The following is a 25,920-nucleotide window of genomic DNA, read 5'->3' on the forward strand; positions in this document are numbered from 1 at the left end:
CCGTCCGTCGTCGTGACGGTCATTCAACTCCCATGATTCCAGCAGGAGAAGACCTTCGACGGGCCGGAAGGCCGCACGGGGCGGCCACCGGGCCGTCAGGGCCCCTCGCGCAGGGCCCGCTGCATCAGTTCGGCCAGGTGCAGGGCCCGGCGGCCCTCGGCGAGGTGGGCGATCTGGGTGCGGCAGCTGAAGCCGTCGGCCAGGATCACGGTGTCCTGGTCCGCCGCGCGCACCTCGGGCAGCAGGACGCGTTCGGCGATCGCCTCGGACACCTCGAAGTGGCCCTGCTCGAAGCCGAAGTTGCCGGCCAGGCCGCAGCAGCCGGAGTCGAGCACGCGGTTGCGCAGGCCCGTCCGGGCCTCCACCCGGCGGTCGGCGGCGGTGCCGAGGACGGCGTGCTGGTGGCAGTGGGTCTGGGTGACGGCGTCGAACGGGAGCCGGGGGAGCGGGGCGTCGGGCGCGTACTGGTCGATGAACTCCGCGAAGGTGCGCGTCCGTTCGGCGAGCGGTCGGCCGTCGTCGCCGAGCAGCCGGGGCAGGTCCTCGCGCAGGGTGGCGGTGCAGCTCGGGTCCATGCCGACCACCGGGGTGTCGGCGGGCAGGCCGGTGGCGGCGAGCGCCCGCAGGCTGCGCCGCATCACCCGCCGGGCGGTGCCGAGCTGACCGGTGGAGTACCAGGTGAGCCCGCAGCAGACCGGGCCGGCGGGCAGCCGGACGTCGAAGCCCAGGTGCGTCAGCACCTCGACGGCGGCGCGCAGCACGTTCGGCTGGAGGTGGTCGGAGAAGGTGTCCGGCCAGAGCAGGACGGGCCGGGCGTCCGCCGGGGCCGGCCGCGCGGCGCGGTGCCGGCGGTACCAGCGGGTGAAGGTCTCGGGCGGGAAGACCGGGATCGGCCGCCGCCGGTCGACCCCGCCGAGCCGCTTCAGCGGACCGGCGGCGGGCGAGCGGGCGATCAGGTTGGCCGCGCCGGGGGCGAGCGCGACGGCCCGCAGCCAGAGCGGCAGCCACCCCAGCGAGTAGTGCGGGAGGGGCCGGAGGCGGCGCCGGTGGTGCTGGTACAGGAACTCGGCCTTGTAGGTGGCCATGTCGACGTGGACCGGGCAGTCGCCGGCGCAGCCCTTGCAGCCGAGGCAGAGGTCCAGCGACTCCCGGACCTCCGGCGAGCGCCAGCCGTCCGGGATCAGCTCGCCGCGCAGCATCTCGGCGAGCAGCCGGGCCCGGCCCCGGGTGGAGTGGCGCTCCTCGCCGGTGGCCATGTAGCTCGGGCACATCACCCCGGTGTCCGGGTCCACGCACTTGGCCACCCCGACGCAGCGGTGCACGGCCTTGGCCAGGCTGCCGTCGTCCTGCTCGTACGGGAGGGCGAGCGGGAGCAGGCGCACCGGTCCGCTCAGGCGCAGGTCGGCGTCGAGCGGGCGCGGGTCCACCAGGGCGCCCGGGTTGAGCAGGTTCTCGCCGTCCCAGATCCGCTTGAACTCGCCGAACAGCGCGATGATCTCGGGCGGGTACATCCGGGGCAGCAGTTCGGCGCGGGCCTGGCCGTCGCCGTGCTCCCCGGAGAGCGAGCCGCCGTACGAGACCGCGAGGTCGGCGGCCTGCTCCAGGAAGTCCCGGAACACCGCCGGCCCGTGCGGCGCGGTGAGCGGGAAGTCGATCCGCAGATGGACGCAGCCCTCGCCGAAGTGCCCGTACGGGACGCCGCGCAGGTGGTGCCGGCGCAGCAGCGCCCGCAGGTCGCGCAGGTAGTCGCCGAGCCGCTCCGGCGGGACGGCCGAGTCCTCCCAGCCGGGCCAGGCCTCGCCGCCTCCGGGCAGCCGGGTGACGATCCCGGCGCCGGCTTCGCGCACGCCCCAGAGCTGGCGCTGCTCGCCCGGGTCGGTCACGACGGTGGCGGTGGCGGAGCGCTCCCGGCGGACGGCGTCGGCGAGTTGCCGGGCCGCGTCGAGCGCCTCGGCGGGCGTCGCGCCGCCGGCCTCCAGGAAGAGCCAGCACGCTCCCTCGGGCAGCCGGTCCAGGGCGGGTGGGCGCGGTCCGGCGGCGACCAGCGCGGCGATCAGGTCCGCGGCCATGCCCTCGACGGTCAGCGGGCGCAGCGGCAGCAGCGCGGGAACGGCGTCGGCGGCGGCCGTCTCGTCCGGGTAGCCCGCCACCACCAGGGCGCGGGCGGGCGGTTCCTCGACCAGCCGGACGGTGGCGCCGAGCAGCAGCGCGCAGGTGCCCTCGGTGCCGGTGAGCGCCCGGGCGAGGTGGTGGCCGCGCTCGGGCAGGAGGGCGTCCAGCGGGTACCCGGAGGTGCGGCGGGGAAGGTCCGGCATGCCCTGGCGGATCACCGCGAGGTTGCGCTCGGTGAACTCCTGCAGTTCGCGGTGGAGTCGGCCGACCCGCCCGGGCAGCGCACGCAGCGCCGCGCGTTCGGCCGGCCCGAGCGGGCCGCCGACGGTGAGCTCGGTGCCGTCGGCGAGCAGCAGGTCGAGGGACTCCACGTTGTCGCTGGTGCGCCCCCAGACCACCGAGTGGGCGCCGCAGGAGTCGTTGCCGATCATGCCACCGAGGGTGCACCGGCTGTGCGTGGACGGGTCCGGCCCGAACCGCAGCCCGTGCGGGCGGGCGGCCCGCTGGAGGTGGTCCAGCACGGCGCCCGGCTCGACCCGGGCGGTGCGTCGCTCCGGGTCCACGCCGAGGACCGCGCCCAGGTGGCGCCGGAAGTCCAGGACGACCGCGCCCGGGCCGATCGCCTGGCCGCCGATGCTGGTACCGGCCCCGCGCGGCACCACCGGGACCTCGTACTGGCGGCAGAGCGCGACGGCGGTGCGCACGTCGTCCAGGTCGGCCGGTTTGACCACGCCGAGCGGCAGGTGGCGGTAGTTGGACGCGTCGTGGCTGTAGACGGTGCGTTCGGCGGCGTCGAAGCGGACGTCGCCGCGCAGCGTGGCGGCGAGTTCCCGGGCGAGGTCGGCGCCGGGGGCGGCGGACGGTCGGCTCACGTGGGTCCTCCCGGGGGCGGGCTGGCGTACCGCGGCCGATCATCCCAGCCGGACGCCGCGCGCGGTACGGGCCACCCCGGCGTGCGGCCGACGAGGTGTCATCTGGCACGCTCGACTGCCATGATCACTGACCGGCCGGTCTCGGACGGCGGCCGGTGTGAGGCGGCGGCCCGCCGTCAGGCCGGCGGCGCGGTCAGGCCGAGGCCCGCCGCCGGGCCGAGCCGGTGAGCGTGCCCTTGGCGATGTGCGAGAGCTTGGCCATCTCGAAGGCCGGGTAGGCGCCACCGGCCAGCAGGGAGAACTTCACGCCTTCGCGGCCGCCGGGCCGCCGGTGCCCGGCCGGCTGGAAGCGGCGGTGGTGCTCGGCGGCGCGGTGGAAGAACTGCGGCCGCTCGGCCCGCGCCACGCACCCGGCCAGGTCGAACACGAACAGGTAGTGCCGGATCATCCGGGTGAACAGGGCGTCGCGGACGGCCTCCAGCTCCGGCCGCCAGGCCGCCACCTCGTCGAGCAGGGCGAAGCTCCGCTCGTACTGGTCGAAGACGTCGAACTGGCTGCTGCCGGGCGAGCCGACCGGGTGGACGGTCTCCCGTCGTCGCAGCTGGACGCAGGCGCGCGGCAGTACCGCGATCCGCTCGGCGGTGAGCATGGCCCGGTGGACGACCGGGATCTCCTCGTAGCGGCCGTCCGGGAAGGCGAGCCCGCGGCCCTGCCAGAAGTCCCGCCGCAGCAGCCGGTCCCAGATCAGTGCGGGTGCGCCGAGCAGCTCGGGGCGGCCGGCCGCCCCGGTCACGTCGGGCCCGGCGTCGGCCAGCAGCGCCTCCGCGCCGCCCGGCCAGTCGCGCCCGCCGTGCCGCCGGGTGTGCCCGAACAGGAGCACGTCCACCGGGCCGGTCTGCTCCAGCCGGTCGGCGAGCGCCTGCAGGCCGTCCCGGGGCAGCAGGTGGTCGGCGTCCAGGAAGAGCAGGTACTCGCCGGCCGCCCGGGCGGCGCCCGCGTCGCGGCCGACGCCCACGCCGACGGCGGCGTTGAGGTGCAGCACCGAGACGCGCGGATGCCGTGCCGCGTAGGCGTCGGCGAGGTCGGCCGGGGAGTCGGGGGAGCGGTCCGCGACCAGGATGACCTCGAAGTCGCGGAAGGACTGCGCGAGGAGCGAGTCCAGGCATTCCGCCAGCTGTTTCTGCTGGTCGTAGGCGGGGAGCACGACGCTGATCAGGGGTGAGGGCATGAGGCCGGAGCGTAGGAGCGCACGCGGAAGGTGGCAAAGCCCTGACGGCCTGTAATTCTGATCAATCCGCGTCAAATCGTACGAGCGTGCGCCATATCTTCACCCGTCATGCCGGACGTGTACACGTCGTCACCGCACCGGCCCCGGCGGTGCGGACGGAGACCTCGTGAGGCGCAATGCGCGAGGACCTCGCGCGGGCTCCGCCGCGCGAGGTCCTCGCATCCTGGTGCCGGGGTCGGCTCAGTACCAGTGGTGGGTCTGCCAGAAGGACCAGGCGCCGCAGGGGCTGCCGTAGCGGGAGTTCATGTAGTCCAGGCCCCACTTGATCTGGGTGGCGGGGTTGGTGCGCCAGTCCGAGCCGGCGGAGGCCATCTTCGAGCCGGGGAGGGCCTGGACCAGGCCGTACGCGCCGGAGGAGGCGTTGACGGCGAGGTGGTTCCAGCTGCTCTCGCGGGACACGATGTTGCTGAAGCACTGCAGCTGGCCGGCCGGCACGATCTGGGCGGCGATCTCGCGGGGGCTGCCGGAGTAGGCGGGCTTCGCGGCGAGCGCGGGGCGCTCCTGGGAACGGGACGCGGCGGCCTCCGCGTCGGCCTTGGCCTTGGCGTCCGCCTGGGCCTTCGCCTCGGCCTCGGCCTGTGCCTGGGCGGCGGCCTGCGCCTGAGCGGCGGCGTCCGCCTGGGCCTGCGCCTCGGCCTGAGCCTGGGCGGCGGCAGCAGCGGCGTCGGCCGCGGCCGCGTCGGCCTGGGCGGCCACCGGCTGCCCGTCCACGGAGACACCGGCCACCGGGGCGGCCGCCTCGGCGACGTTGCCGCCGCTCTGCGGGACGGCGAGGGCGGCGGTGGCCGCACCCGCCACCACGAGGGTGGTGATGCCGGTGATCAGCGAGTTGCGGCGGGCATGGCTGAGCTGCATGGAGCGGACGATCCTTTTCCGTCGGGAGCCGTGCCGGAAGCACGGGGGCCTCCGGCACGAGGGCACGGGCGGACAGGGCCCGCGATGCCGTCCGGGACGGCCATGACACCCCGGCCGTGACGGCGGGGCGGGCGGGACGCGCGACGGACGGACCGGTCCGCGCTGCCTGGCGACTGGCCATTCTTCGCAGAGCCCGGCACGGGCGGCAAAGGCGCGGACTACTACGGCCGGTAGTGGGTCGGGCGGCGGAAACGGCGAAGCGCCCGGCCGCAGCCGGGCGCTTCGAGGGGAGCCGTCCGATCCGGTCGACCGACGGCCGATCGCCCGCCCGCCCGTCGGAGGAGGGGGCGAATCGGCCCGGTGGCCTGCGTTCTTCGGGGTGCGGGCGGGCGGAGCCCACAGCGTCGGCAGGGCCCGACGGCGGTGTCCCGCAGGCCGGTGGGCCGGCGCCCGCCCATCGACGACTATCGAGGGCAGTAGTGGCGCGGAGCCGTGTGGGCGGCCTCACAGCACGGCCGCCCGAGGGTGACGGGGAGTGACCGGTGCGTCACCGTCGTGGCGGTCCGGCCTCAGTGGGAGGAGTACGGGTGCTGCCCGGCGCCCGCCCCGCCGTGGTGCGGCCGGGCCGCCTCCGGGGCCGCCGGGTAGGGCCCCGCCGCGTACGGGTTCCCCGGTACGGGACGCTGCCCGCCGTACCCGTCCTGCCCGCCGTACCCGGGGACCTCGGGGACGTCCTCCCCGCCGGGCGCCGCACCCGAGTCGCCGGGTGCGTCCTGCTCGTCCTCGGCCTCCTCCACCGGCACCAGGTCGCGGGCCAGCAGGGTGGCGCCGGCCACCGCGCCGGGCATCGCGAGGACGGTCACCAGCGGGACGAGGAAGGCCAGGATCAGCGGCACGCCGAAGCCGAAGGCCAGCCCGAGCCGGGCGCGCAGCAGGCGGATCCGCTCGCGCTGCGGCACCCCGCGCCGCTGGAGGGCGACCGCCGTCAGCTCGACCGTGAGGAAGAAGCCGGACACCAGGAAGCCGGCCACCGGCACCAGCGTCTGCCCGACCACCGGGATGAACCCGCAGGCGAACAGCAGGACGCCGAACCCGGCCACCCGGACCAGCACGTAGAGGCTGTCCCGCGCCGAGACCGCCAGCTCGCGCCAGAGCGGGACCTCCGGCGGGGTGGGCGCGCCGCCCTCGGTCTCGTCGACCTTCTCGCAGAGGGACTCGTAGAACGGCTGGCCGACCAGCAGGGTGGCCGCGGTGAAGGTGATCACGGAGATCAGCAGCCCGCCGCCGAAGACGATCGCGGCGAGTGCGGTGCGCAGCAGGCCCTGCCAGGGCGAGCCCCAGTCGTCGGCGAACGGCGTGGCCCACCGCGCGAGGTCCTCCGACCAGCCGCCGAGGAACACCAGCGCCACCACGTACCCGACCAGGGTGATCAGTGCGGGCAGCATCCCGAACGCCCACCAGCGGCCGTGCCGGCCCACCCACTTCTGGCCCTTGGCCAGGTACCCCAACCCCGCAGCAAGATCTCGCATAGGGGGAAGGTTAGGGGCTCGCCCGTCGGCGGGTCATCTCCGTCCCGTCATGATCCGGTACCGGTGGCGGGCCGGGTCGCCGCCGTGCGGTGCGCGACCGTGGCCGGACACGACGCCGGGCCCGGGAGCCTCCGCAACGGCTCCCGGGCCCGGTGTGGGCGGTGTGTCCGGATCAGGCGGCCGGTGCCACCGCCGCGGCCCGTCGCCGGCGGCCCACCACGGCCGATGCCGTCAGCACGATCGCTGCGGCGACCAGCGACAGGTACATCTGCTTGCGCCCGTCGGCGTCCGTGAACATGTACGCCATCACGAAGCCGATCATGCCGATCGCGGCCCAGGTGAGGTAGGGGTACAGCCACATCCGGACGGTCAGGCGCTCGGGCGACTCGCGCTCGATGATCTTGCGCATCTTCAGCTGGGAGAAGCAGATCACGACCCAGACGAAGAGCGCCACCGCGCCCGAGGAGTTGAGCAGGAAGGAGAAGACGGTGTCGGGGGAGGTGTAGTTGAAGAACACCGCCACGAAGCCGAAGACCACCGAGGAGAGGATCGCGACGCGCGGCACACCGCGGTTGGTCACGGAGGCGAAGGCCTTGGGGGCGTCGCCGCGCTGACCGAGCGAGAAGGCCATCCGGGAGGCGGTGTACATCCCCGAGTTGAGGCAGGAGAGCACGGCGGTCAGCACGATCACGTCCATCACCTGGCCGGCGCCCGGGATGCCGACGTGCTCCAGCACGGCCACGTAGGGGCTGCCCTTGACGGCCGCGGAGTCCCACGGCAGCAGGGTCACGACCAGCAGGATCGAGCCCAGGTAGAAGATCCCGATGCGCCAGATCACGCTGTTGGTGGCCTTGCTGACCGCCTTCTCCGGGTCCTCCGACTCGCCGGCGGCCAGGGTGACGATCTCACTGCCCATGAAGGCGAAGACCACGGTGAGCATGCCGGTGAACACCGCTCCCACCCCGTGCGGCAGGAAGCCGCCGTGGCCGGTCAGGTTCTCCGTGCCGACCGCGTGGGTGCCGGGCAGCAGCCCGAACGCGGCCAGGATGCCGATCACCAGGAAGGCGGCGATCGCCACCACCTTGATGCCGGCGAACCAGAACTCGAACTCGCCGTAGGAGGCGACCGAGAAGAGGTTGGTGGCGGTCAGCACCGCCATCACGATCAGCGCCCACCCCCACTGCGGCACCCCGGGCACCCAGTTGTTGAGGATCTTCGCGCCGGCGGTGGCCTCGACGGCCAGCACCACGACCCAGAAGAACCAGTACAGCCAGCCGATGGAGAAGCCGGCCCAGCGGCCGAGCGCCCGGTCGGCGTAGGCCGAGAACGATCCGCTCTGCGGGTCGGCCGCCGCCATCTCGCCGAGCATCCGCATCACCAGGACGACCAGCACGCCGGCCAGGGCGTAGGAGAGCAGGATGCCGGGGCCGGTGGACGCGATGCCCGCGCCGGAGCCGACGAACAGGCCGGCGCCGATCACGCCGCCGATCGCGATCATCGACAGGTGGCGGTTCTTGAGCCCGGCCTTCAGGTGGCCGTCGCCGCCGTGACCGGGGTGGAGCTGCTTCTGCTGCTGCGGAGCGGCATCGGCCGGCGGCGAGCCGGCCGAGGTGGTGGTTTCCGCACTCATCGAGGGTGCCCTTTGCCTTTCCAGCGCGGCTGCCCCTCGGCTCGTACGCCGGAGGGTGGGGGACGGACCCGCGCATTGCGGTGCAACTTAACTTCTACCTACGAGTATCGGAACAAGGCCTCGGCAAATGTCCGCTCAGCGGACACGAAGTGCCAGGTCAGGGCGGGTGAAGTGGGTAGGCGGAAAGCTCAAATCTGACACAGCACCAGTCGCTGGGGCGACTTCGGGGGCCGTCGTCGGGGCGGGCCGGGGGGCCGTTCATACTGGCCGCGTGATGATCGTCCTCGTGGTGCTCGGTCTGCTCGCCGTCCTCGCCGTCCTGGCCCTCGCGCACTGGTACCTCTGGCGGCGCCTGGTGCGCGACGTCTCCGCTCCCGGCGGGTGGTGGCGCCGGACGGGCACCGTGCTCGCCGTCGTCCTGCCGCTGCTCTCGGTGGGCGCGCTGGTCGGCGGGGAGACGCTCCCGCTCGGTGTCGAGCGCTGGCTGGCCTGGCCGGGCTACCTCTGGCTGGCGGTGATGCTGTACCTGCTGATGGCGCTGGCGGTCGGCGAGGCCGTCCGGCCGCTGCTGCTCCGGCTGCCGCGCCTGCGGGCCGCCGCCCCGTCGGAGCCGGCGGGTGAGCCCCCGGCGGCCGACGACGAGCCGTCCGCCGTGCCGGCGGTCGACGACGAGCCGTCCGCCGTGCCGTCGCCCGGGCGACGGCTCTTCGTCGCCCGGACGCTCGCGATCGGCGCCTCGGGTGCGGCGGCCGCGGTGGTCGGCACCGGCGCGTACGGGGTGCTGCGCGGGCCGCGGCTGAAGCAGGTCACCGTGCCGCTGGCGAAGCTGCCCGCGCGGGCGCACGGCTACCGGATCGCCGTGGTCAGCGACATCCACCTCGGGCCGATCCTCGGCCGCGGGCACACCCGGCGGATCGTCGACACGATCAACGGCGCACAGCCCGACCTGATCGCGATCGTCGGCGACCTGGTCGACGGTACGGTGCCCGAGCTCGGCCGTGCCGCCGAGCCGTTGGCGCAGCTGCGGGCGCGCGACGGCGCGTACTTCGTCACCGGCAACCACGAGTACTTCTCCGGTGCGGCGCCCTGGGTGGACTTCGTCCGCGAGCTGGGCGTCCACCCGCTGCAGAACGCCCGGGTGGAGCTCGCGGGGTTCGACCTCGCCGGGGTCAACGACATCGCCGGGCGCTCCGAGGGCGACGGCCCGGACTTCGACAAGGCGCTCGGCGACCGCGACCGGGCCCGCACCTCCGTGCTGCTCTCGCACCAGCCGGTCACCATCCACGACGCCGTCCGGCACGGCGTCGACCTCCAGCTCTCCGGCCACACCCACGGCGGCCAGCTCTGGCCCGGCAACTACCTGGCCGAACTGGCCAACCCCACCGTCGCCGGCCTGGAGCGCTACGGCGACACCCAGCTCTACGTGACCCGGGGGGCGGGGGCCTGGGGGCCGCCGGTACGGGTCGGCGCCCCGTCCGACATCACCATCGTCACGCTGGCCTCGCTCCAGGCCTGAGGGCCGCGCGGGCCCGGGCCTGTTCCTCTTCGGGTCGGCCGCCCTCAGGCCTGCTCGCCCTCGCCCTCGGTGTCGATGTGCGGCAGCACCCGGTCCAGGACGCGGGGCGTCCACCAGGCGGCCGGCCCGAGCAGCGTCATCACGGCCGGTACCAGGAGCAGCCGCACCACGGTGGCGTCGATCAGCACGCTGACGGCCAGCCCGAGGCCCATCATCTTGATCACGATGTTGTCGCTCACGATGAAGGCGGCGAACACGCTGACCATGATGAGCGCCGCGCAGCTGATCACCCGGGCGGTGATCTCCAGGGCGTGGGCCACGCTGCCCCGGCTGTCCCCGGTGCGCAGCCAGGCCTCGTGCACCCGGGAGAGCAGGAAGATCTCGTAGTCCATGCTGAGGCCGAAGACGATGGCGAACATCATCATCGGGACGTAGCTCTCGATCGGCACTTTGCCGGAGACCCCGAGCGCGGGCCCGCCCCAGCCCCACTGGAAGACCGCCACCAGGACGCCGTACGAGGCGGCGATGGAGATCAGGTTGAGCACGGCTGCCTTCACCGCGATCAGCAGGCCCCGGAAGACGAGCAGGATGATCAGGAAGGCCAGGCCGACCACCACGGCGATGATCGGCAGCAGGCGGGCGGCGACGATGTCGCCGAACTCGACCTGGGCGGCCGTCGTGCCGGTCACGTAGGCCGTGGCGCCGGTCCCCGCCACGGCCTGCGGCAGGACGGTGTCGGAGAGCCGGCCGACCAGCTGGGTGGTCTGCTCGTCCTGCGGCCGCTGGGCGGGCGTGACGGTGTTGAACAGCACGTCACCGTCGGAGCTGGTCTGCAGCGGGGTGACGCCGGCGGTGTCGGCCGTGCCGGCCAGCGCCTGCTGCACGGAGCTCTGCAGCGCGGGCCGGGCGTCGGCCGGGACGGCACTCTGGTCGACCACCACGGTGATCGGGCCGTTGGAGCCCGGACCGAAGGCCTCGGACATCAGGTCGAAGGCGCGCCGGTCGGTGAAGCTGGTCGGGTCGGCCCCGTCGTCGATGTGGCCGAGCTGGATGGAGAAGAGCGGGACGGCGAGGATGCCGACGACGACCACCCCGGCCGTCAGGAACCACCACGGGCGGCGCTCCACCCGCTGGGCGTAGCGGTGCCACGTCCCGGTGATCTCCTCCCCGGGCGCGGCCCCGGTCTCGGCGACCGGCCGGTGCACCGTCCAGCGGTCCATCCGGCGGCCGATCAGGCCCATCAGGGCGGGGAGCAGGGTCAGCGCGGCGAGGACGGCGGAGATCACGGTCACCCCGGCGGCGGCGCCGAGCTTGGCGATGAAGTTGACCCGCGAGACGACCAGCCCGGCCAGGGCGATGACCACGGTGCAGCCGGAGACCAGGACCGCCCGGCCGCTGGTCGCCACGGCGTGCCCGGCGGCGGCCACCGGGTCCCTGCCGTCCATCAGGCTCTGCCGGTGCCGGGTGAGCAGGAAGAGCGCGTAGTCGATGCCGACGCCGATGCCGATCATGGTCGCCAGGGTCGGGGCCACGGTGGCGAAGGTGGTGGCCGCGGCCAGCAGGCCGAGCAGCCCGAGACCGACGACGGCGCCGATCAGGGCGGTGACCAGCGGCAGGCCGGCCGCGATCACGCTGCCGAAGCCGATCAGCAGGACGACGATCGCGACCCCGAAGCCGATCAGCTCGCTGACCCGGTCGTCGGCCGCCGGACGCGCCAGTTCGCCGAGCGGCCCGCCGTACTCGACCTCCACCCCGGCCGCCCGCAGCGGGGCGACGGCCGCGTCCACGCCGTCGAGGTAGTCGGCGCCGAGGGTCGTGGGGTTCACGTCGAAGCGGACGGTGATGTAGCCGGTGAGGCCGTCCGCCGCGAGCGGGCCGCCGGGCGGGGCGGGCTGGCCGGCCGGCGGCAGCGGGCTCTGCGCGGACTGCACGTGCGGCAGTTCGCGCAGCGAGCCGACCACCTGGTCGACCTGGCTCTGGAAGCCGGTCAGCGGCTGGGCGTCGTGCAGCACCACCTGGGCGCTGGTGCCACCGACCGAGGGCTCGTGCGCCTGGAGGACGTTGCGGCCCTCCTGCGCCTGGGTGTTCGAGAGCGAGAAGTCGTCCGAGAACGTCCCGCCGACCGCGCGGTCGATCACCTGGACGCCGGCCAGCGCGACCAGCCAGAGCACGATCACCAGGACGGAGTGGCGCGCGCACCACTCGCCGAGTCTGCGCAGGGAGCCGGGCCGGGGCGGTTGCGCGGGCCGGGCCGGGGCGGGGATGCGGGCTGGGCCGCCCGGGGACGTGGGCATGGACGCTCCTGGGGGCCGGAGGTGACGCTCTGTCACGCTTGCTCGGGCGAGACCGCGGAGTCCCGATGCTAGGGAGCGGAGCCGCGCGATCCGCTCCGATCCCCGGGTGACACGCGCCGGTGCCTCCGTTCGGCGGGTCGGGCCCCTGCGCTCCCGGGCCTGCGGGGCCCTCAGGCCGGGCGCAGCTCCAGCACGACGACCCGCCCGGCCTCCGGCCGCCCGGTCAGACGGGCGGCCAGGATCCGCGGGATGTCGCTCTCCTGCGAGTACCCGGGCACCACCGTCACCTCGGCCCGCCGCACCCCGGGCTCCCCGGCCACGGCGTAGGACACGGCGTACGTGGTCCGCTCCGGCGGCGGGGGCACCTCCGTCCCCGGCATGGCGCCACCTCCTCGCTCCGTCGCCCATTGTCCGCCGCCGCGGCCCGCTGCGGCGGCCGGGAGCGGCGGCTCGGACCGGACCGGACCGGACCGTGTGGCCGATCGGGGTGAATCCGGGCAGAGTGGGAGATCTCCGGTAGGGGGAGCCGTCCGGGAAGGGGCGACCCCATGCAGACCACCTGGAAGGGGACGATCAGCTTCGGGCTGGTCAGCATCCCCGTCCACCTGTACTCCGCCACCCAGGAGCACGACGTCCCGCTGCACCAGGTGCACGCGAAGGACGGCGGCCGGGTGCGGATGAAGCGGTACTGCGAGCAGGAGGAGAAGGAGGTCCCGTACGCGGAGATCGCCAAGGGCTACGAGTCGCCCGACGGACGCACCGTCACCCTCACCGACGAGGACCTCGCCGACCTGCCGCTGCCCAGCAAGAAGGTCATCGACGTGCTGGCGTTCGTGGACGCCGCCGAGATCGACCCGCTGATGTTCTCCAAGGCGTACTACGTCGGCGTCGCCGACAAGGCCGCCGCCAAGCCGTACGCGCTGCTGCGCGACGCGCTCACCGAGTCCGGCCAGATCGCGGTCACCAAGATCGCGCTGCGGACCAGGGAGTCCCCGGCGGTGCTGCGGGTGCACGACGGGACGCTGGTGCTGCAGACCTGCATCTGGCCCGACGAGGTCCGGTCGGCGGCCGGGATCGCGCCCGAGGAGCAGGTGACCGTGCGGCCGCAGGAGCTGAAGATGGCGCGCTCGCTGATGGACACGCTCTCCGAGGACTTCGACCTCTCCCAGCTCCACGACGACTACCAGCAGGCGCTGCAGCAGGTCATCGAGGCCCGGATCCAGGGCGTCGAGGTGCCCCACGAGGAGGAGCCCGGCGAAGCGCCGGACAACGTCATCGACCTGATGGCGGCGCTGCGCAGCAGCCTCAAGGAGGCCAAGGGCGGGCACCGCGGCCGCCGGGCCGCGGCAGACGCCGAGCCGGAAGCCGAGCCGGAAGCCGCGGAGCAGCCGGCGCCCCGCAAACGCGCGTCCGCCGCCAAGAAGACCACGGCCGCCAAGAGCACGGCCGCCAAGAGCATGGCGGGCAAGGCCACGACCGCCAAGGCCGCCGGCACCGCCAAGAAGACCACCAGCAGGAAGTCCGCAGCTCCCAGCAAGGCCTCGTGAGCTGATCACCGGCAGTCACCGACGTCCGGAGGCGATCCCAGATGGACCTACTGACCTACAAGGCGCTCGACACCGGCCCCGACGCGCCGAAGCACCCGAGTCTGGCGCACCGCGCCTGGCACGGTCTGCTCAGCCTCGGCCCGACGGCCGTGATCCTGCTGCTCGCGTTCTCGCTCGGCCTCGGCGCCGTAGGGGCCCAGGTGACCTCGCTGCCGTGGCTGATCGTCTTCAGCATCGTGTGGGGCATCACCCTGATCGCGCTCTGCGGCATGGTCGCGCGCTGGATGACCCCCGGTCAGGGCAAGCACCGGATGGCCTCCTGAGCCGGCCGGGGCGGCGGTCGCGGGACCCCGGCCGGCCGGGCCGGGGTCCGGAGCCTCGGGCTCTCAGGCCACCCAGACGGTGGTGATGTTGCAGAACTCGCGGATCCCGTGGTCCCCCAGCTCCCGCCCGAAGCCCGAGCGCTTGACGCCGCCGAACGGCAGCGCCGGGTGCGAGGCCGTCATGCCGTTGAAGAACACCCCGCCCGCCTGGATGTCCCGGACGAAGCGCTCCTGCTCGGCCGGGTCGGTGGTCCAGACGTTGGAGCTGAGCCCGAACGGCGTGTCGTTGGCCAGCGCGACCGCCTCGTCCAGGTCGGCGACCTCGTAGACGGTGGCGACCGGGCCGAAGGTCTCCTCCAGGTGGATCCGCATCGCCGGGGTGATGCCGGTCAGCACGGTCGGCTCGTAGAACCAGCCGCCGTCCCGGCCCTCGGGGCGCCGGCCGCCGCACTCCACCCCGGCCCCGTGCGCCCGGGCGTCCTCGACCAGCTCCTCGATGTCGTCCCGCCCCTGGCTGCTGGCCAGCGGGCCGACCTCGGTCGCCTCGTCCATCGGGTCGCCGACCGTCAGCGCCCGCATCGCGGCGGTGAACGCCTCGGTGAACCGCCGGTACACGTCGGTGTGCACGATGAAGCGCTTGGCGGCGATGCAGGACTGTCCGTTGTTCTGCACCCTGGCCCGTACGGCGGTGGCCACGGCGGCGTCCAGATCGGCGCTCGGGAGGACGACGAACGGGTCGCTGCCGCCGAGCTCCAGCACGGCCTTCTTCACCTCGTCCGCGGCCGCGGCGGCCACCGCCCGCCCGGCGGGCTCGCTGCCGGTCAGCGTCACCGCGGCGACCCGGCGGTCGCGGACGATGCCCTCCACCGCGCCCGAGCCGATCAGCAGGGTCTGGAAGCAGCCCTCCGGGAACCCGGCCCGGCGGAACAGCTCCTCCAGCGCCACCGCCGTGCGGGGCACGTTGGACGCGTGCTTCAGCAGGCCGACGTTGCCCGCCATCAGGGCGGGCGCCGCGAACCGGACCACCTGCCAGAACGGGAAGTTCCACGGCATCACGGCCAGCACCACCCCGATCGGGCGGTAGCGGACGTAGGCGCGGGCGGCGCCGGAGTCGGCGACGTCGGCCGGGGCGGGGTGCTCGTCGGCGAGCAGCGCCTCGGCGTTCTCGGCGTACCAGCGCATCGCCTTCGCACACTTGGCGGCCTCGGCGCGGGCGGCCGCCAGCGGCTTGCCCATCTCCTCGGTCATCGTGCGGGCGACGGCCTCCCGGTCCTCGTCCAGCAGGTCGGCCGCGCGGCGCAGCAGCTCGGCGCGGTACGCGAAGGACGTGGTGCGGTAGGTCCGGAACGTCGCGTCGGCGCGGGCCAGCCGCTGCTCGATGCCGGCGGCGTCCAGCGCTTCGAAGGTCTCCAGGGTCTCGCCGGTCGCGGGGTTGACGCTTGCGATGGCCATGCGGTGGGCTCCCAGGTGTCCGTGGGGGGTTGCTCCGGAGTCGTTGCTCCACCCTCGCCGACACCCGGCCCGGTGCGCACCACCGCCGCCCGGCGTGTCCCGCCGGGCGGCGGCCGCCCGGGCCTCACTCCGGCAGCGACTCCACCCGCGCCGCGGCCTCCCGCGCGCGGGCACCGGCCCTGGTCCGGCCGGCCGTGACCAGCCGGTTCGGGAACCGGTGCAGGTACTCGGCCTCCAGCTGCCCGGTCCGCAGCGTGTGCCGCTTCAGGGCCTCCTCCGACCCGTACAGGAACGTCTCGTGCCTGGTCCGGTGCAGCTGTTCCAGCTCGTGCAGCAGCGTGTCGTTGCCCAGGGCGTGTGCGGAGATGCCCGCGGGCCTGATGTGCGGAGCGTCGTCGCCGTGCCGCATGTCCACTACCTCCTCGGCGCAGGGCCCCCGGTACCCGAGTGCCCCGTCACCGTGACCGGTACACCATTCGCGGGGGTCGCCGGAGTATCGACAGGAAGTCCCGTACCGGCAGTGTCGTCGCCCCCGGGGGCTTTCGCCAGGCGTGCGGCCCCGCCGCCGCGGGTGGGGCGCGGCGAGCCCTCCGGCGAGGCGGGGGTGGGTCGGATCGTACGATGACTATCCGGACGCCCTTTCATTCCCCTCCCAGAGCTCGGATCGATCACCCATGCCGCTCCCCAAGGCCGAACTGCACCTGCACATCGAAGGCACCCTGGAGCCCGAGCTGGCCTTCGCGCTCGCCGGGCGCAACGGTGTCACGCTCCCGTACGCCGACACCGAGGAGCTGCGCCGGGCGTACTCCTTCAGTGACCTGCAGTCGTTCCTGGACCTCTACTACGCGCTGATGGCGGTGCTGCGCACCGAGGACGACTTCGCGGACCTCGCGGACGCGTACCTGGCCCGGGCCGCCGAGCAGGGGGTGCGGCACGCCGAGATCTTCTTCGACCCGCAGGCGCACACGGCGCGCGGGGTGCCGCTGGGCGTGGTGGTGGAGGGCCTCGGGCGGGCGCTGGAGCGCAGCGAGGAGCGGTACGGGATCAGCACCCGCCTGATCATGTGCTTCCTGCGGGACGAGTCCGCCGAGTCCGCGCTGGAGACCTTCGAGGCCGCCCGGCCGTACTTCGGCCGGATCACCGGGATCGGGCTCGACTCGGCGGAGGTCGGCCACCCGCCGGCCAAGTTCCGCGAGGTCTACCGGCGCGCCGCCGAGGCCGGGCTGCACCGGGTCGCCCACGCGGGGGAGGAGGGTCCGGCGGCGTACATCACCGAGGCCCTGGACGTGCTGGGCGTCGAGCGGATCGACCACGGCCTGCGCTGCCTGGAGGACCCGGCGCTCGTCGACCGCCTGGTCCGCGAGCAGGTTCCGCTGACCCTCTGCCCGCTCTCCAACGTGCGTCTGCGCTGCATCGACACCCTGGCCGACCACCCGCTGCGCGCCATGCTCGCGGCCGGCCTGCTGGTCACCGTCAACTCCGACGACCCCGCGTACTTCGGCGGCTACGTCGACGACAACTTCCGCGCCGTCGAGGCGGCGCTCGCCCTCGCCCCGGAGACGCTGCGCCTGCTCGCCGCCAACTCCTTCCGCGCCTCCTTCCTGGACGAGGACCGCCGTGCGGCCCTGCTGGCCGAGGTGGCGGCCTACGAGTTCGAACCCGTCGGCGCCTGACCCGCGCCGGGGGTGCCCGCCCGCCCCTCCCCGGTCCGGTCGTGGCGCAGCAGTACGGCGCCGTCGGGGAAGGGGCGGGGTCCGCGCAGGGTGAGGGCGGTGGGGTGGTCGCCGGCTCCGGGTCACGGCGGGCCCGGAGCCGACGGGAGGCTCAGACCAGGGTGCTCCAGTAGTACCAGAACCGGTTGAGGATCAGCAGCGCGATCACCGCGTACCAGAGCGCCGGCACCACCCAGTGGTAGCGGGCGGCCTCGCGCACCACCGGGCGCAGGGCGCGCGGGGTCGGGATCACGCCGGTGCGCAGATTGTGCAGGGTGGTGTACCAGAACAGCGGGATCATGGCCGCCCAGACCACCATGCAGTACGGGCAGAGCGCCCCGATCCGGTACAGCGCCTGGTACGCCAACCAGGTCACGAAGCCGATCCCGAAGACCGTCCCGGCCTGGAGGCCGAGCCAGAACCAGCGCCGGTACGTCGCCCCGGCGAGCAGGCCCGCACCGATCGCGATCACCACGGCGAAGCCGACCAGGCCCAGCAGCGAGTTGGGGAAGCCGAAGGCCTCGGCCTGGTCGCTGCGCATGATCGAGCCGCAGCTGATGATCGGGTTGATGTTGCAGTTGGGGACGTACGACGGGTCCTCCAGCAGCCGGATCTTGTCCAGCGTGAGGACGGCCGAGGCGAAGATCCCGATCGCCCCGCCGATCAGCAGCAGGAGGGCGAACGGCCCGCTCGCGCCGTGGCCGCGAGCGGGCGCGGCGACGGCGCCGGGGGCCGTCATCCGGTCACCTGCTTGACCATCGCGGTGAACCGCTCGGGCGTGACGGGCGCGCCGTTCGTGAAGACGTCGAGCTTGGTGCCGTCCAGCTTCACCGTCGGGGTGCCGGTGACGCCGCTCTTGTCGAAGGCCTTGTTCACCTGGTTGGCCCACGGGGTGTAGGTGCCGTCCTGGACGGCCTTGACGAAGGCGTCGGTCTTCAGCCCGGGGACCTGGCCGGCCAGGTCGAGCAGCCGGTTCACGTCGGCGAAGCCGTCGTTGCGCTCGTCGGGCTGGTTGGCGTACAGCACGTCGTGGAACTGCTTGAACTTGTCCACGCCCTCGTTGAGCGCCGCGCCGGCGGCGGCCAGCGCGGTGCGCGAGCCCTTGCCGCCCAGGCCCTGGTCCAGGAAGGTCGCCAGGTGGTACTCGATCTTGTACGTGCCGTCGTCGGCGAGCTGCTGGATGGTCGTGCCGTTGGTGGTCTCCAACTGCTCGCAGTACGGGCAGCGGAAGTCCTCGTAGATCTCCAGGGTGTGCGGGGCGTCGGCCTTGCCGTAGGTGATCACGGTGCCGTCGGCGCCGCCGGCGTTGGCGGGGGTGACCAGCGGTCCGGCGGCGGCGGTGTCACCGGAGCCGGAGGAGCCGCCGACGGCGAAGGCCACGCCCGCCGCCAGGGCGAGCACGGCGGCGGAGGCGGCGCCGACGACGGTCCGGCGGCGGATCCGCGCCGACCGCTGCGTCCGCTCGCGCTCCTCGCGCATCCGGTCGGTGGCGGCGCGCCGGGCGGCGTTCCCGGTGGTCTTGCCAGGCGTGGTCTTGGCGGACGTGCCGGACGGGCGCTGGGGCTTCTTGCTCATGGTGGGTGTCGTCCTGTGCTCTCGGTCGGTGGGACGGGCGGGCGCGCAGGGGCGCGCGGCGGGAACGACCGGCGGAGAAAGCGGGGGAGGGGGTTCTCAGCAGGCCGGGGCGGGCACCGGAGGCCCGCGGCGGACGGCGGGGCTGAGCAGGACGTCCTCGACGGGGACGCGGACCCGGCTGGCGCGGGGGAAGGGCATCCGCACCACCGGGCGGGCCGGGACGGGCGCGGCGAGCAGCAGCAGCCAGCGGCCGGCGGCGGTCAGGAAGCGCTGCGCGAAGTCGCCGAGCACCCGCGCGGAGCGGGCGAGGCCGTTCAGCGCGGCGTCGGCGCGACGCAGCCAGAAGGCGGCGGCCAGGGCGATCACGGAGTGCAGCACCAGGAGCGCCACCAGGGCTGCGGAGTGGGAGACCCCGTGGCCCAGCAGGACCCCGCCGAGCGAGCCGCCGCCGCACAGCAGCGGCTCGAAGCCCCGGGCGGAGCCGGGCGGGAGCGTGGGGCAGGTGCTCTGGGCGAGGTCGAACAGCGCGCTCAGGCCCAGCTCCAGCGGCAGGAACACCGCCGCGATCGCCGGGTAGCCGCGCTCGGATCCCGCGAGGGCGAAGGCCACCGCGAAGACGGCGCCGCCGGCCACGGCCAGCGTGCCGAACGGCAGCGGGCGCCCGGTGACCAGCACCTGGCCGAGCCCGGCGAGCAGCACGACCAGCGCGGCGAAGATCGCCGCGCGAAGCGTCCTGGGGGCCGGGCCGGTACTCATGGCATCCGAGTCTGCCACAGGTTGAATGCTGGACGACCGGGGCGAAGGGCTCCTGTGAAGATCCTCACGACCGGCTCTGAGCTGGGCTTATCCGCTTCTTACGGGCCGGGCCCGGGTGGCCCCGGCCCTACGCGGCGGCCGTCCGGGCCTCCACGATCTCCCGGAAGAGCTCCAGGTCGGCGCGGACCACCCGCTCGATCGCCCCGGCCTGGGCAAAGCCGCGCGGCCCGCCGAACACCTGCTGCACCGCCTCCGGGTCGTACTCGACGCGGATCTGCAGCCGGGTGTGGCCCCCGTCGAGCGGCAGCAGCGCGAACGCGCCGTGCAGCTGCAGGCCGTCCAGCGTCCGCCAGGCCATCACCCGGCCCCGGCCCCGGTCGGTGATCTCGGTCTCGACGTCCCGCTCGGTGCCGTCGACCTCCACCCCGAGGTGGGCGAGGTTGCTGCCGTGCGGGTAGGCGCTGCGCACCCCGCCCACGAACCGCGGGTAGTCGTGGACCCGGTGCAACTGCTCCCAGGCCGCCAGCACCGGGGCATCGATGTCGATCTGCTCCTCGAGCGTGCTCATGACGGGGCCGGACCTCCTCGGGTGGGCTCTCCGGTGGTGCGCGGGCACCTCCAGCCTGCGCCCACCGGCCGCCGCGGGGCAACGACGGCCGTCGAACCGAACGGCCGGAAGGCGGGGGCGGCCGGACCGGCGGGCGGCTGTCGGGGGTCTGCGCGAGACTGGGCGCATGCCGGAACTGCCCGAGGTCGAGGCCCTCAGCGCCTTCCTGTCCGAGCGGCTGACCGGGCGGGTGATCGCCCGGGTGCAGCCGGTGGCCATCAGCGCCCTCAAGACCTACGACCCGCCGGTGACGGCGCTGGAGGGGCGGACGGTCGGCCCGGTCACCCGGCACGGGAAGTTCCTCGACATCGAGGCCGGCGGTCTGCACCTGGTCGTCCACCTGGCCCGGGCCGGCTGGCTCCGCTGGAAGGACAGCCTGCCGGCCGAGCCCCCGCGCCCGGGCGGCAAGAACCCGCTGGCCCTGCGGGTGCGGCTGGACGGGCCCGCCGGGGACGGCTTCGACCTCACCGAGGCGGGCACCAAGAAGGGGCTCGCGGTGTACGTGGTGGCGGACCCGGCCGACGTCCCCGGTGTCGCCAGGCTCGGCCCGGACCCGCTGGACCCGGACTTCACCCTGGCGGACTTCACCGCCCTGCTGCACGGTGAGCGACGCCGGCTGAAGGGTGTGCTGCGGGACCAGAGCGTGCTGGCCGGGGTCGGCAACGCCTACTCGGACGAGGTGCTGCACGCGGCGCGGATGTCGCCGTACAAGCTGGCGTCGAGCCTGACGGAGGCCGAGACGGCCCAGTTGTACGAGGCACTGGGCACCACCCTGCGCGAGGCGGTGGAGCGTTCGCGCGGGCTGGCGGCGGGGGAGCTGAAGGCGGAGAAGAAGCTCGGCCTGCGGGTGCACGGCCGGACCGGGCAGCCGTGCCCGGTCTGCGGGGACACCGTGCGCGAGGTGTCGTTCGCCGACTCCTCGCTGCAGTACTGCCCGACCTGCCAGACCGGCGGCAAGCCGCTCGCGGACCGGCGGCTCTCGCGGCTGCTGAAGTAGCGCGACCTCGCGGTGGGACCCCCGGGGCGGCGGGCGGGACCGCGCCGCCCCGGGGGTACCGGTGGGGCTACGGCTTCCGGGCGACGCCGCCCCAGTAGTAGGCCGCGGTCGGGTCGGCCGGCGGCTCGCCGTCCGGGCGCCAGGCCATCACGGGGGCGACGCCGGGCTCGATCAGCTCCCAGCCGTCGAAGAACCGGGCCACCTCCTCGCGGGTGCGCGGGACGAGGGTCATCCCGCCCGCCCGGGCCGCCTCGGCGACCTTGGCGACGCTCTCCGGGTCGAAGTCCTGGGTGGGGTGGGTGAGCGCGAGGCAGCTTCCGCTGGGCAGCGCGTCGCGCAGCGCGGCGACCTTGGCCCACGGGTCGTCCTCGTCCGCGACCAGCATCAGGACGGCGATCATCAGCAGGCCGACCGGCCGGTCGAGGTCCAGCGTGGAGGTGAGCGCCGGGTCGCCGAGCAGCTCGGTGGGCTTGCCGAGGTCGGCGTGGATGTAGGTGGTGCGGCTGGCCGGGGTGGAGACCATCAGCGCGCGGGCGTGGGCCAGCACGATCGGGTCGTTGTCGACGTAGACCACGCGGGTGCCCGGGCTGACCGCCTCGGCGATCTCGTGGGTGTTGGGCGAGGTGGGGATGCCGGTACCGAGGTCGAGGAACTGGTGGATGCCCTGCTCCCGGGCCAGGTAGCGGACGGCGCGGCCCTGAAAGGCCCGGTTCTCCTTGGCCATCGCCTTCACGCTGGGGACGGCCTGCTCGATGGCCTGTCCCATGGCGCGGTCCGGCGGGAAGTTGGTCTTCCCGCCCAGCCAGTAGTCGTACACGCGCGCGGAGTGCGGAGCGCTGGTGTCGACGCCGAAGCGCTCCCACTCGCTCAGCTCGACGGCGTCGTCCTGGGGCTGGTCGGAGAAGTCCTGACTTGTCGTCATGGCCACGTCCTCTGAAGACAGATCATCACACTGGGGAGGTCAGCGTAGCGGTCCGGTCGGGGTGGTGGTCGCCCGGTCCACCGGGCCGGGGTGGATCTGGGCCGTCGGAGTGACGCTGGGGGCCGTCGGGGTTGCCGGTGGGAGGCGCGACGGTTCACGGGGGAAGCATTGATCATGCTGTCTGATCGTCATACTTCGCGTAGATTGCTGCTGGTCGCGGCCGGGATGTCGCTGCTCGGGGTCGCCGGCTGCCGGGGATCGCAGGACGTCGACGGCGGGAGTGCCACGCAGGGCGCCGAGGCGGCCGGTGCGGCGTCGGACGGACCCGCCGCCGCTCCCGCCTCCGCCCCCTCGGTTCCTTCGTCTCCTTCGGCTTCCTCGGCGCCGCCGTCCGTGGCCCCGTCCCCCACGCCGTCCGCCCCCGCTCCCACGGCCTCCGTCTCGCCGGTGGCCGCGCCCCGGAAGCTGTCGGCCGCCGAGAGCAAACCGGTGTACGAACTCGACGCCGAGCGGAAGGTGGTGGCCCTCACCATCGACGACGGCCCGGACCCGCGGCACACCCCGACCGTGCTGGCCCTGCTGGAGCAGTACCGGATCCGGGCCACCTTCTTCCTGATCGGCGAGAACGCCGTCCAGTACCCCGACCTGGTCCGGGAGATCGCCGCTCGCGGTCACCACATCGCCAACCACACCTGGACCCACCCCGACCTGCGGAGCCTCTCCGACGCCAAGATCAAGGACGAGCTGGAGCGCACCTCGGACCTGCTGAACAAGGCCACCGGGAAGCCGCCGACCTGGTTCCGCGCGCCGGGGGGTGACTGGTCGACGGAGTCGTTCAAGATCGCCGCCGACCTCGGGATGCGGAACATGGCCTGGTCGGTGGATCCGCGCGACTGGGCCAGGCCGGGCACCGCCGTGATCACCGACCGGATCCTGAAGGACGTCCGTCCGGGCGCGATCGTGCTCAACCACGACGGCGGCGGGGACCGGTCGCAGACGGTGGCCGCGCTGAAGACGTACCTGCCGGTGCTGATCGACTCCGGGTACTACTTCACCGCGCCACCGGGGTGAGGATGGAGGCGCGGTGGGGAAAGTAGCGGCCTTACCTCTCAAACCACCCGAAAGAGTGGATTGGGAGAACCGTTTCTGCGATTTTGTGGCCTCTAGGGTGATAGCGCATCAATTCCCCAGGTACCTCTGCGTACCGCCCTGAAAGGGCCCACCCCCATGCGTATCCGCAACACCGTCCTCGCCGCCGCCAGCGCGCTGGCCCTCGTCCTCGCCGTGCCGACCTCCGCGGGTGCCGCCACCGGCGACTTCCTGTACAAGGTCGGGCCCGGCATCCCGGCCGGGCTGGCCGACCCGGCGAGCGGCGAGTGCATCAACCTCCTCGGAGCGACCGAGAAGGATCCGGCCTTCGCGCCCGAGAACTTCACCACCTCGACCGCCACCGTCTTCCTCGACTTCGACTGCAACGGCGACGTCTTCCGCGTGATGAACCCGGGCACGAAGCTCGGCAACCGGCTCAAGCTGCGGTCCGTCATCTTCTCCTGAGCCGGCCGACTCCGGTGGAGCGTGGAGCGGCCCGGCACGGTTCGCCGGGCTGCCCGCGCGGATCCGCAGGGCCGCCGATCGTCCTCGGCGGGGCGGGCGGCGTAGCGTGACGGGGGGAGGGTTTTCGTCCGCTCCGACCGCGGAGGAGGAACGATGTCCGCATCGGCACCCGACCCGGTGAAACAAGAGGAGTTCGCGGGTCGCACCCTGCAGCTGCTGAACGACGCCTGCCTGGGATTCATGGCCAGCATCGGCCACCAGACCGAGCTTTTCGACACCATGGCCGGGCTCGCCCCGTCGACCAGCGAGGAGATCGCCCGCGCCGCCGGGCTGAACGAGCGCTACGTCCGGGAGTGGCTGGGCAGCATGGTGGTCGGCGGGATCGTCGACTACGACCCGGAGCACGCCGCCTACACGCTGCCACCGGAGCACGCGGCCTCCCTCACCAGGGCGGCCGGACCGGACAACATGGCCGGGCTGATGCAGTACCTCGGGCTGATGGGCGAGGTCGAGCAGCAGGTCGTCGAGGCCTTCCGCAAGGGCGGCGGGGTGCCGTACTCGGCCTACCCGCGGTTCCAGGAGTTGCAGGCCGAGGAGTCGTCGCGGGTCTACGACCTGGCCCTGCTGGAGGGCATCCTGCCACTCGCCCCCGGGCTGACCGAGCGGCTGCGCACCGGGATCGACACGCTCGACATCGGCACCGGGCAGGGCCACGTGGTCAACCTGATCGCCCGGGCCTTCCCGGCGAGCCGGTGCACCGGCGTCGACATCTCGGAGGGCGGCATCGCCGCGGCGCGGGCGGAAGCCGCCGAGCTGGGCCTGGCCAACGCCCGCTTCGAGGTCGCCGACTCCGCCGCGCTCACCGGCTCCTACGACCTGGTCACCGCCTTCGACGTGATCCACGACCTGGCCCGGCCCGCCGAGACGCTGGCCGCCGTCGCCGGCGCGCTGCGGCCGGACGGCCTCTTCCTGATGGGCGACATCGCCGCCAGCAGCCGGCTGGAGGAGAACGTCGACCACCCGCTGGCCCCGGCGCTGTACGCACTGTCGACCTTCTACTGCATGACGGTCTCGCTCGGTGAGGGCGGCGCCGGTCTGGGCACGGTCTGGGGCGAGCAGACCGCCCGCCGGATGCTGGCCGAGGCAGGGTTCGGCGCGGTGGAGACCAAGCAGGTCGAGGGGGACGTGCTCAACCTGTACTACCTGGTGCAGCCGCCCGGGGGAGCCGCGTAGCGGGCCGACGGCGGGGAAGCCGAGAGGGGCCGGGGGTGGCCGGGGCCTGCGGTCGGACGTAGGTTCGAAGAGTCCGAGTGAAGGAGGGCGGCGATGACCGGCAACGGCTACGCACACCCCGAGGCGCTGGTCCCCACCGAATGGCTCGCCCAGCACCTCGACGACGGCACGATCCGCGTCGTCGAGGTGGACGAGGACACCACGGCGTACGAGCAGGGGCACATCCCGGGGGCGGTCGGCTGGAACTGGACCACCGACCTGCACAGCCGGGTGGGCCGCGACTACGCCGACCGCGAGGGCATGCAGCACCTGCTGCGCGCGGCCGGGGTGGAGGACGACACCACCGTGGTGCTGTACGGCGGCAACAACAACTGGTTCGCCGCCTACGCCTACTGGCTGCTGCGGCTGCGCGGCTTCGGGCCGGTGCGGCTGCTGGACGGCGGGCGGAAGAAGTGGGAGCTGGAGGAGCGCGAGCTCAGCCAGGAGGTGATGGACTACCAGCACAGCGCCTTGCGGCTGAGCGGGCCCGAACACCCCGAGGTGCGGGCCCTGCGCGACGAGGTGCTGGCCAAGGCCGAGGTGTTCGCCAAGCCCGGCTCGGACGCCGTCCTGGTGGACGTCCGCTCGCCGGCCGAGTACCGGGGCGAGGCGCTGGCCCCGCCGCACCTGCCGCAGGAGCAGGCGCAGGTGCCCGGGCACATCCCCGGCGCGGTGAACATCCCCTGGTCACAGGCGGCCAACGACGACGGCACCTTCCGGTCCGCCGAGGAGCTACGCGCGCTCTACGGCGACCAGGGCGTGGCGCAGGAGCGCGAGGTGATCGCGTACTGCCGGATCGGGGAGCGCTCGGCGTACACCTGGTTCGCGCTGACCGAGCTGCTCGGGTACCCGCACGTCAAGAACTACGACGGCTCGTGGACGGAGTACGGCTCGCTGGTGCGGGCGCCGGTGGCGCTGGGGGCGTGAGGAGGCCGGCCCCGGCCCCGGCCCTGCGCGGGCGCGGCGGCGGGTGAGGGGTGCGGCGGCGGGTGACGGGTGCGCGGCGGCACCATGTCGGCTCATTTCTTCTCATGAACATTTCATCCCGCAGGAGTGGGCCCGGGCTCACCGGGACAGGGATCGATCCGACCCACTGTCCCAGTGACC

General features: G+C 73.8%; 23 protein-coding genes. 9 read left to right on the forward strand and 14 right to left on the reverse strand.

Annotated features, from left to right (window positions below):
- Positions 1-95 precede the first annotated feature (95 nt).
- The 5 genes from ACFVYI_RS32515 to ACFVYI_RS32535 all read right to left on the reverse strand — a co-directional run bounded on the left by ACFVYI_RS32515 (position 96) and on the right by ACFVYI_RS32535 (position 8,286).
- A complete protein-coding gene (locus ACFVYI_RS32515) occupies positions 96-2,984 on the reverse strand; it encodes an FAD-binding and (Fe-S)-binding domain-containing protein (protein ID WP_387892230.1) in 2,889 nt (962 codons plus the stop codon).
- A gap of 193 nt (positions 2,985-3,177) precedes the next feature.
- Complete coding sequence (locus tag ACFVYI_RS32520; protein WP_387892231.1) at positions 3,178-4,212, reverse strand: glycosyltransferase family 2 protein; 1,035 nt, start codon at positions 4,210-4,212, stop codon at positions 3,178-3,180.
- 240 nt (positions 4,213-4,452) lie between these two features.
- On the reverse strand, positions 4,453-5,127 hold the full coding sequence (locus tag ACFVYI_RS32525) for a transglycosylase SLT domain-containing protein (protein ID WP_387892233.1): 675 nt from the start codon (positions 5,125-5,127) through the stop codon (positions 4,453-4,455).
- A gap of 569 nt (positions 5,128-5,696) precedes the next feature.
- Positions 5,697-6,656 carry an EI24 domain-containing protein gene (locus tag ACFVYI_RS32530; protein ID WP_387892236.1) on the reverse strand — a complete coding sequence of 320 codons (960 nt, stop codon included), beginning with the start codon at positions 6,654-6,656 and terminating at the stop codon, positions 5,697-5,699.
- Between the two features lie 172 nt (positions 6,657-6,828).
- Positions 6,829-8,286, reverse strand: coding sequence for an amino acid permease (locus ACFVYI_RS32535; protein WP_387892237.1), 1,458 nt, complete (start codon positions 8,284-8,286; stop codon positions 6,829-6,831).
- 274 nt (positions 8,287-8,560) lie between these two features.
- Here ACFVYI_RS32535 and ACFVYI_RS32540 point away from each other — a divergent pair, with 274 nt between their 5' ends.
- Positions 8,561-9,802: a metallophosphoesterase gene (locus ACFVYI_RS32540; protein ID WP_387892296.1), complete on the forward strand. Its 1,242-nt coding sequence runs from the start codon at positions 8,561-8,563 to the stop codon at positions 9,800-9,802.
- Between the two features lie 44 nt (positions 9,803-9,846).
- Here the strand turns inward: ACFVYI_RS32540 and ACFVYI_RS32545 are convergent, their stop codons facing one another.
- Positions 9,847-12,096, reverse strand: coding sequence for an MMPL family transporter (locus ACFVYI_RS32545; RefSeq protein ID WP_387892238.1), 2,250 nt, complete (start codon positions 12,094-12,096; stop codon positions 9,847-9,849).
- 170 nt (positions 12,097-12,266) lie between these two features.
- Positions 12,267-12,476 carry a hypothetical protein gene (locus ACFVYI_RS32550; RefSeq protein WP_387892240.1) on the reverse strand — a complete coding sequence of 70 codons (210 nt, stop codon included), beginning with the start codon at positions 12,474-12,476 and terminating at the stop codon, positions 12,267-12,269.
- A gap of 168 nt (positions 12,477-12,644) precedes the next feature.
- Between ACFVYI_RS32550 and ACFVYI_RS32555 the strand changes: the two genes are divergently transcribed.
- Positions 12,645-13,643 (forward strand): Ku protein, encoded by a 999-nt coding sequence (locus ACFVYI_RS32555; RefSeq protein WP_387892242.1) that lies wholly within the window; start codon positions 12,645-12,647, stop codon positions 13,641-13,643.
- A 41-nt stretch (positions 13,644-13,684) separates the two neighbouring features.
- Positions 13,685-13,966 carry a hypothetical protein gene (locus ACFVYI_RS32560; RefSeq protein ID WP_387892244.1) on the forward strand — a complete coding sequence of 94 codons (282 nt, stop codon included), beginning with the start codon at positions 13,685-13,687 and terminating at the stop codon, positions 13,964-13,966.
- Between the two features lie 63 nt (positions 13,967-14,029).
- Here ACFVYI_RS32560 and ACFVYI_RS32565 read toward each other — a convergent pair whose 3' ends face one another.
- Positions 14,030-15,418 (reverse strand): NADP-dependent succinic semialdehyde dehydrogenase, encoded by a 1,389-nt coding sequence (locus ACFVYI_RS32565; protein WP_387892246.1) that lies wholly within the window; start codon positions 15,416-15,418, stop codon positions 14,030-14,032.
- A gap of 124 nt (positions 15,419-15,542) precedes the next feature.
- Complete coding sequence (locus tag ACFVYI_RS32570; RefSeq protein ID WP_387892248.1) at positions 15,543-15,827, reverse strand: DUF6158 family protein; 285 nt, start codon at positions 15,825-15,827, stop codon at positions 15,543-15,545.
- Between the two features lie 265 nt (positions 15,828-16,092).
- On the opposite strand from ACFVYI_RS32570, the gene ACFVYI_RS32575 reads away from it, so the two are divergent.
- Positions 16,093-17,091 (forward strand): adenosine deaminase, encoded by a 999-nt coding sequence (locus ACFVYI_RS32575; RefSeq protein ID WP_387892250.1) that lies wholly within the window; start codon positions 16,093-16,095, stop codon positions 17,089-17,091.
- A 151-nt stretch (positions 17,092-17,242) separates the two neighbouring features.
- Here the strand turns inward: ACFVYI_RS32575 and ACFVYI_RS32580 are convergent, their stop codons facing one another.
- From ACFVYI_RS32580 to ACFVYI_RS32595, 4 genes are all read right to left on the reverse strand, one after another.
- Positions 17,243-17,869, reverse strand: a complete 627-nt coding sequence (locus tag ACFVYI_RS32580; protein ID WP_387892252.1) for a vitamin K epoxide reductase family protein — start codon at positions 17,867-17,869, stop codon at positions 17,243-17,245.
- On the reverse strand, positions 17,866-18,705 hold the full coding sequence (locus tag ACFVYI_RS32585) for a DsbA family protein (protein ID WP_387892253.1): 840 nt from the start codon (positions 18,703-18,705) through the stop codon (positions 17,866-17,868). Before ACFVYI_RS32585 ends, ACFVYI_RS32580 begins: the two co-directional genes overlap by 4 nt.
- Before the next feature lie 96 nt (positions 18,706-18,801).
- Positions 18,802-19,461 carry a hypothetical protein gene (locus tag ACFVYI_RS32590; RefSeq protein WP_387892255.1) on the reverse strand — a complete coding sequence of 220 codons (660 nt, stop codon included), beginning with the start codon at positions 19,459-19,461 and terminating at the stop codon, positions 18,802-18,804.
- Positions 19,462-19,588: 127 nt separating this feature from the next.
- Positions 19,589-20,029: an SRPBCC family protein gene (locus ACFVYI_RS32595; protein WP_387892257.1), complete on the reverse strand. Its 441-nt coding sequence runs from the start codon at positions 20,027-20,029 to the stop codon at positions 19,589-19,591.
- 166 nt (positions 20,030-20,195) lie between these two features.
- Between ACFVYI_RS32595 and ACFVYI_RS32600 the strand changes: the two genes are divergently transcribed.
- Positions 20,196-21,065: an Fpg/Nei family DNA glycosylase gene (locus ACFVYI_RS32600; protein WP_387892258.1), complete on the forward strand. Its 870-nt coding sequence runs from the start codon at positions 20,196-20,198 to the stop codon at positions 21,063-21,065.
- A 67-nt stretch (positions 21,066-21,132) separates the two neighbouring features.
- On the opposite strand, the gene ACFVYI_RS32605 is transcribed toward ACFVYI_RS32600, so the two are convergent.
- Positions 21,133-21,987, reverse strand: a complete 855-nt coding sequence (locus ACFVYI_RS32605; RefSeq protein WP_387892260.1) for an SAM-dependent methyltransferase — start codon at positions 21,985-21,987, stop codon at positions 21,133-21,135.
- 204 nt (positions 21,988-22,191) lie between these two features.
- Between ACFVYI_RS32605 and ACFVYI_RS32610 the strand changes: the two genes are divergently transcribed.
- The 4 genes from ACFVYI_RS32610 to ACFVYI_RS32625 all read left to right on the forward strand — a co-directional run bounded on the left by ACFVYI_RS32610 (position 22,192) and on the right by ACFVYI_RS32625 (position 25,740).
- The gene (locus tag ACFVYI_RS32610) at positions 22,192-23,058 is read left to right on the forward strand and encodes a polysaccharide deacetylase family protein (RefSeq protein WP_387892261.1); all 867 of its coding nucleotides are present in this window, start codon (positions 22,192-22,194) and stop codon (positions 23,056-23,058) included.
- A gap of 156 nt (positions 23,059-23,214) precedes the next feature.
- On the forward strand, positions 23,215-23,541 hold the full coding sequence (locus tag ACFVYI_RS32615) for a hypothetical protein (RefSeq protein ID WP_387892263.1): 327 nt from the start codon (positions 23,215-23,217) through the stop codon (positions 23,539-23,541).
- Between the two features lie 153 nt (positions 23,542-23,694).
- A complete protein-coding gene (locus ACFVYI_RS32620) occupies positions 23,695-24,774 on the forward strand; it encodes a class I SAM-dependent methyltransferase (protein ID WP_387892265.1) in 1,080 nt (359 codons plus the stop codon).
- A gap of 93 nt (positions 24,775-24,867) precedes the next feature.
- Positions 24,868-25,740 (forward strand): sulfurtransferase, encoded by an 873-nt coding sequence (locus tag ACFVYI_RS32625; RefSeq protein ID WP_387892267.1) that lies wholly within the window; start codon positions 24,868-24,870, stop codon positions 25,738-25,740.
- The last annotated feature ends 180 nt before the right edge of the window (positions 25,741-25,920 follow it).

It is taken from the genome of Kitasatospora sp. NPDC058218 (genome assembly GCF_042882445.1).
Taxonomy (GTDB): Bacteria; Actinomycetota; Actinomycetes; order Streptomycetales; family Streptomycetaceae; genus Kitasatospora.

Coding starts and splice junctions, on each gene's coding strand:
- ACFVYI_RS32520 (WP_387892231.1), bottom strand. CDS start 4,212: ATGCCCTCACCCCTGATCAGCGTCGTGCTCCCCGCCTACGACCAGCAG.
- ACFVYI_RS32525 (WP_387892233.1), bottom strand. CDS start 5,127: ATGCAGCTCAGCCATGCCCGCCGCAACTCGCTGATCACCGGCATCACC.
- ACFVYI_RS32530 (WP_387892236.1), bottom strand. CDS start 6,656: ATGCGAGATCTTGCTGCGGGGTTGGGGTACCTGGCCAAGGGCCAGAAG.
- ACFVYI_RS32535 (WP_387892237.1), bottom strand. CDS start 8,286: ATGAGTGCGGAAACCACCACCTCGGCCGGCTCGCCGCCGGCCGATGCC.
- ACFVYI_RS32540 (WP_387892296.1), top strand. CDS start 8,561: ATGATCGTCCTCGTGGTGCTCGGTCTGCTCGCCGTCCTCGCCGTCCTG.
- ACFVYI_RS32545 (WP_387892238.1), bottom strand. CDS start 12,096: ATGCCCACGTCCCCGGGCGGCCCAGCCCGCATCCCCGCCCCGGCCCGG.
- ACFVYI_RS32550 (WP_387892240.1), bottom strand. CDS start 12,476: ATGCCGGGGACGGAGGTGCCCCCGCCGCCGGAGCGGACCACGTACGCC.
- ACFVYI_RS32555 (WP_387892242.1), top strand. CDS start 12,645: ATGCAGACCACCTGGAAGGGGACGATCAGCTTCGGGCTGGTCAGCATC.
- ACFVYI_RS32560 (WP_387892244.1), top strand. CDS start 13,685: ATGGACCTACTGACCTACAAGGCGCTCGACACCGGCCCCGACGCGCCG.
- ACFVYI_RS32565 (WP_387892246.1), bottom strand. CDS start 15,418: ATGGCCATCGCAAGCGTCAACCCCGCGACCGGCGAGACCCTGGAGACC.
- ACFVYI_RS32570 (WP_387892248.1), bottom strand. CDS start 15,827: ATGCGGCACGGCGACGACGCTCCGCACATCAGGCCCGCGGGCATCTCC.
- ACFVYI_RS32575 (WP_387892250.1), top strand. CDS start 16,093: ATGCCGCTCCCCAAGGCCGAACTGCACCTGCACATCGAAGGCACCCTG.
- ACFVYI_RS32580 (WP_387892252.1), bottom strand. CDS start 17,869: ATGACGGCCCCCGGCGCCGTCGCCGCGCCCGCTCGCGGCCACGGCGCG.
- ACFVYI_RS32585 (WP_387892253.1), bottom strand. CDS start 18,705: ATGAGCAAGAAGCCCCAGCGCCCGTCCGGCACGTCCGCCAAGACCACG.
- ACFVYI_RS32590 (WP_387892255.1), bottom strand. CDS start 19,461: ATGAGTACCGGCCCGGCCCCCAGGACGCTTCGCGCGGCGATCTTCGCC.
- ACFVYI_RS32595 (WP_387892257.1), bottom strand. CDS start 20,029: ATGAGCACGCTCGAGGAGCAGATCGACATCGATGCCCCGGTGCTGGCG.
- ACFVYI_RS32600 (WP_387892258.1), top strand. CDS start 20,196: ATGCCGGAACTGCCCGAGGTCGAGGCCCTCAGCGCCTTCCTGTCCGAG.
- ACFVYI_RS32605 (WP_387892260.1), bottom strand. CDS start 21,987: ATGACGACAAGTCAGGACTTCTCCGACCAGCCCCAGGACGACGCCGTC.
- ACFVYI_RS32615 (WP_387892263.1), top strand. CDS start 23,215: ATGCGTATCCGCAACACCGTCCTCGCCGCCGCCAGCGCGCTGGCCCTC.
- ACFVYI_RS32620 (WP_387892265.1), top strand. CDS start 23,695: ATGTCCGCATCGGCACCCGACCCGGTGAAACAAGAGGAGTTCGCGGGT.
- ACFVYI_RS32625 (WP_387892267.1), top strand. CDS start 24,868: ATGACCGGCAACGGCTACGCACACCCCGAGGCGCTGGTCCCCACCGAA.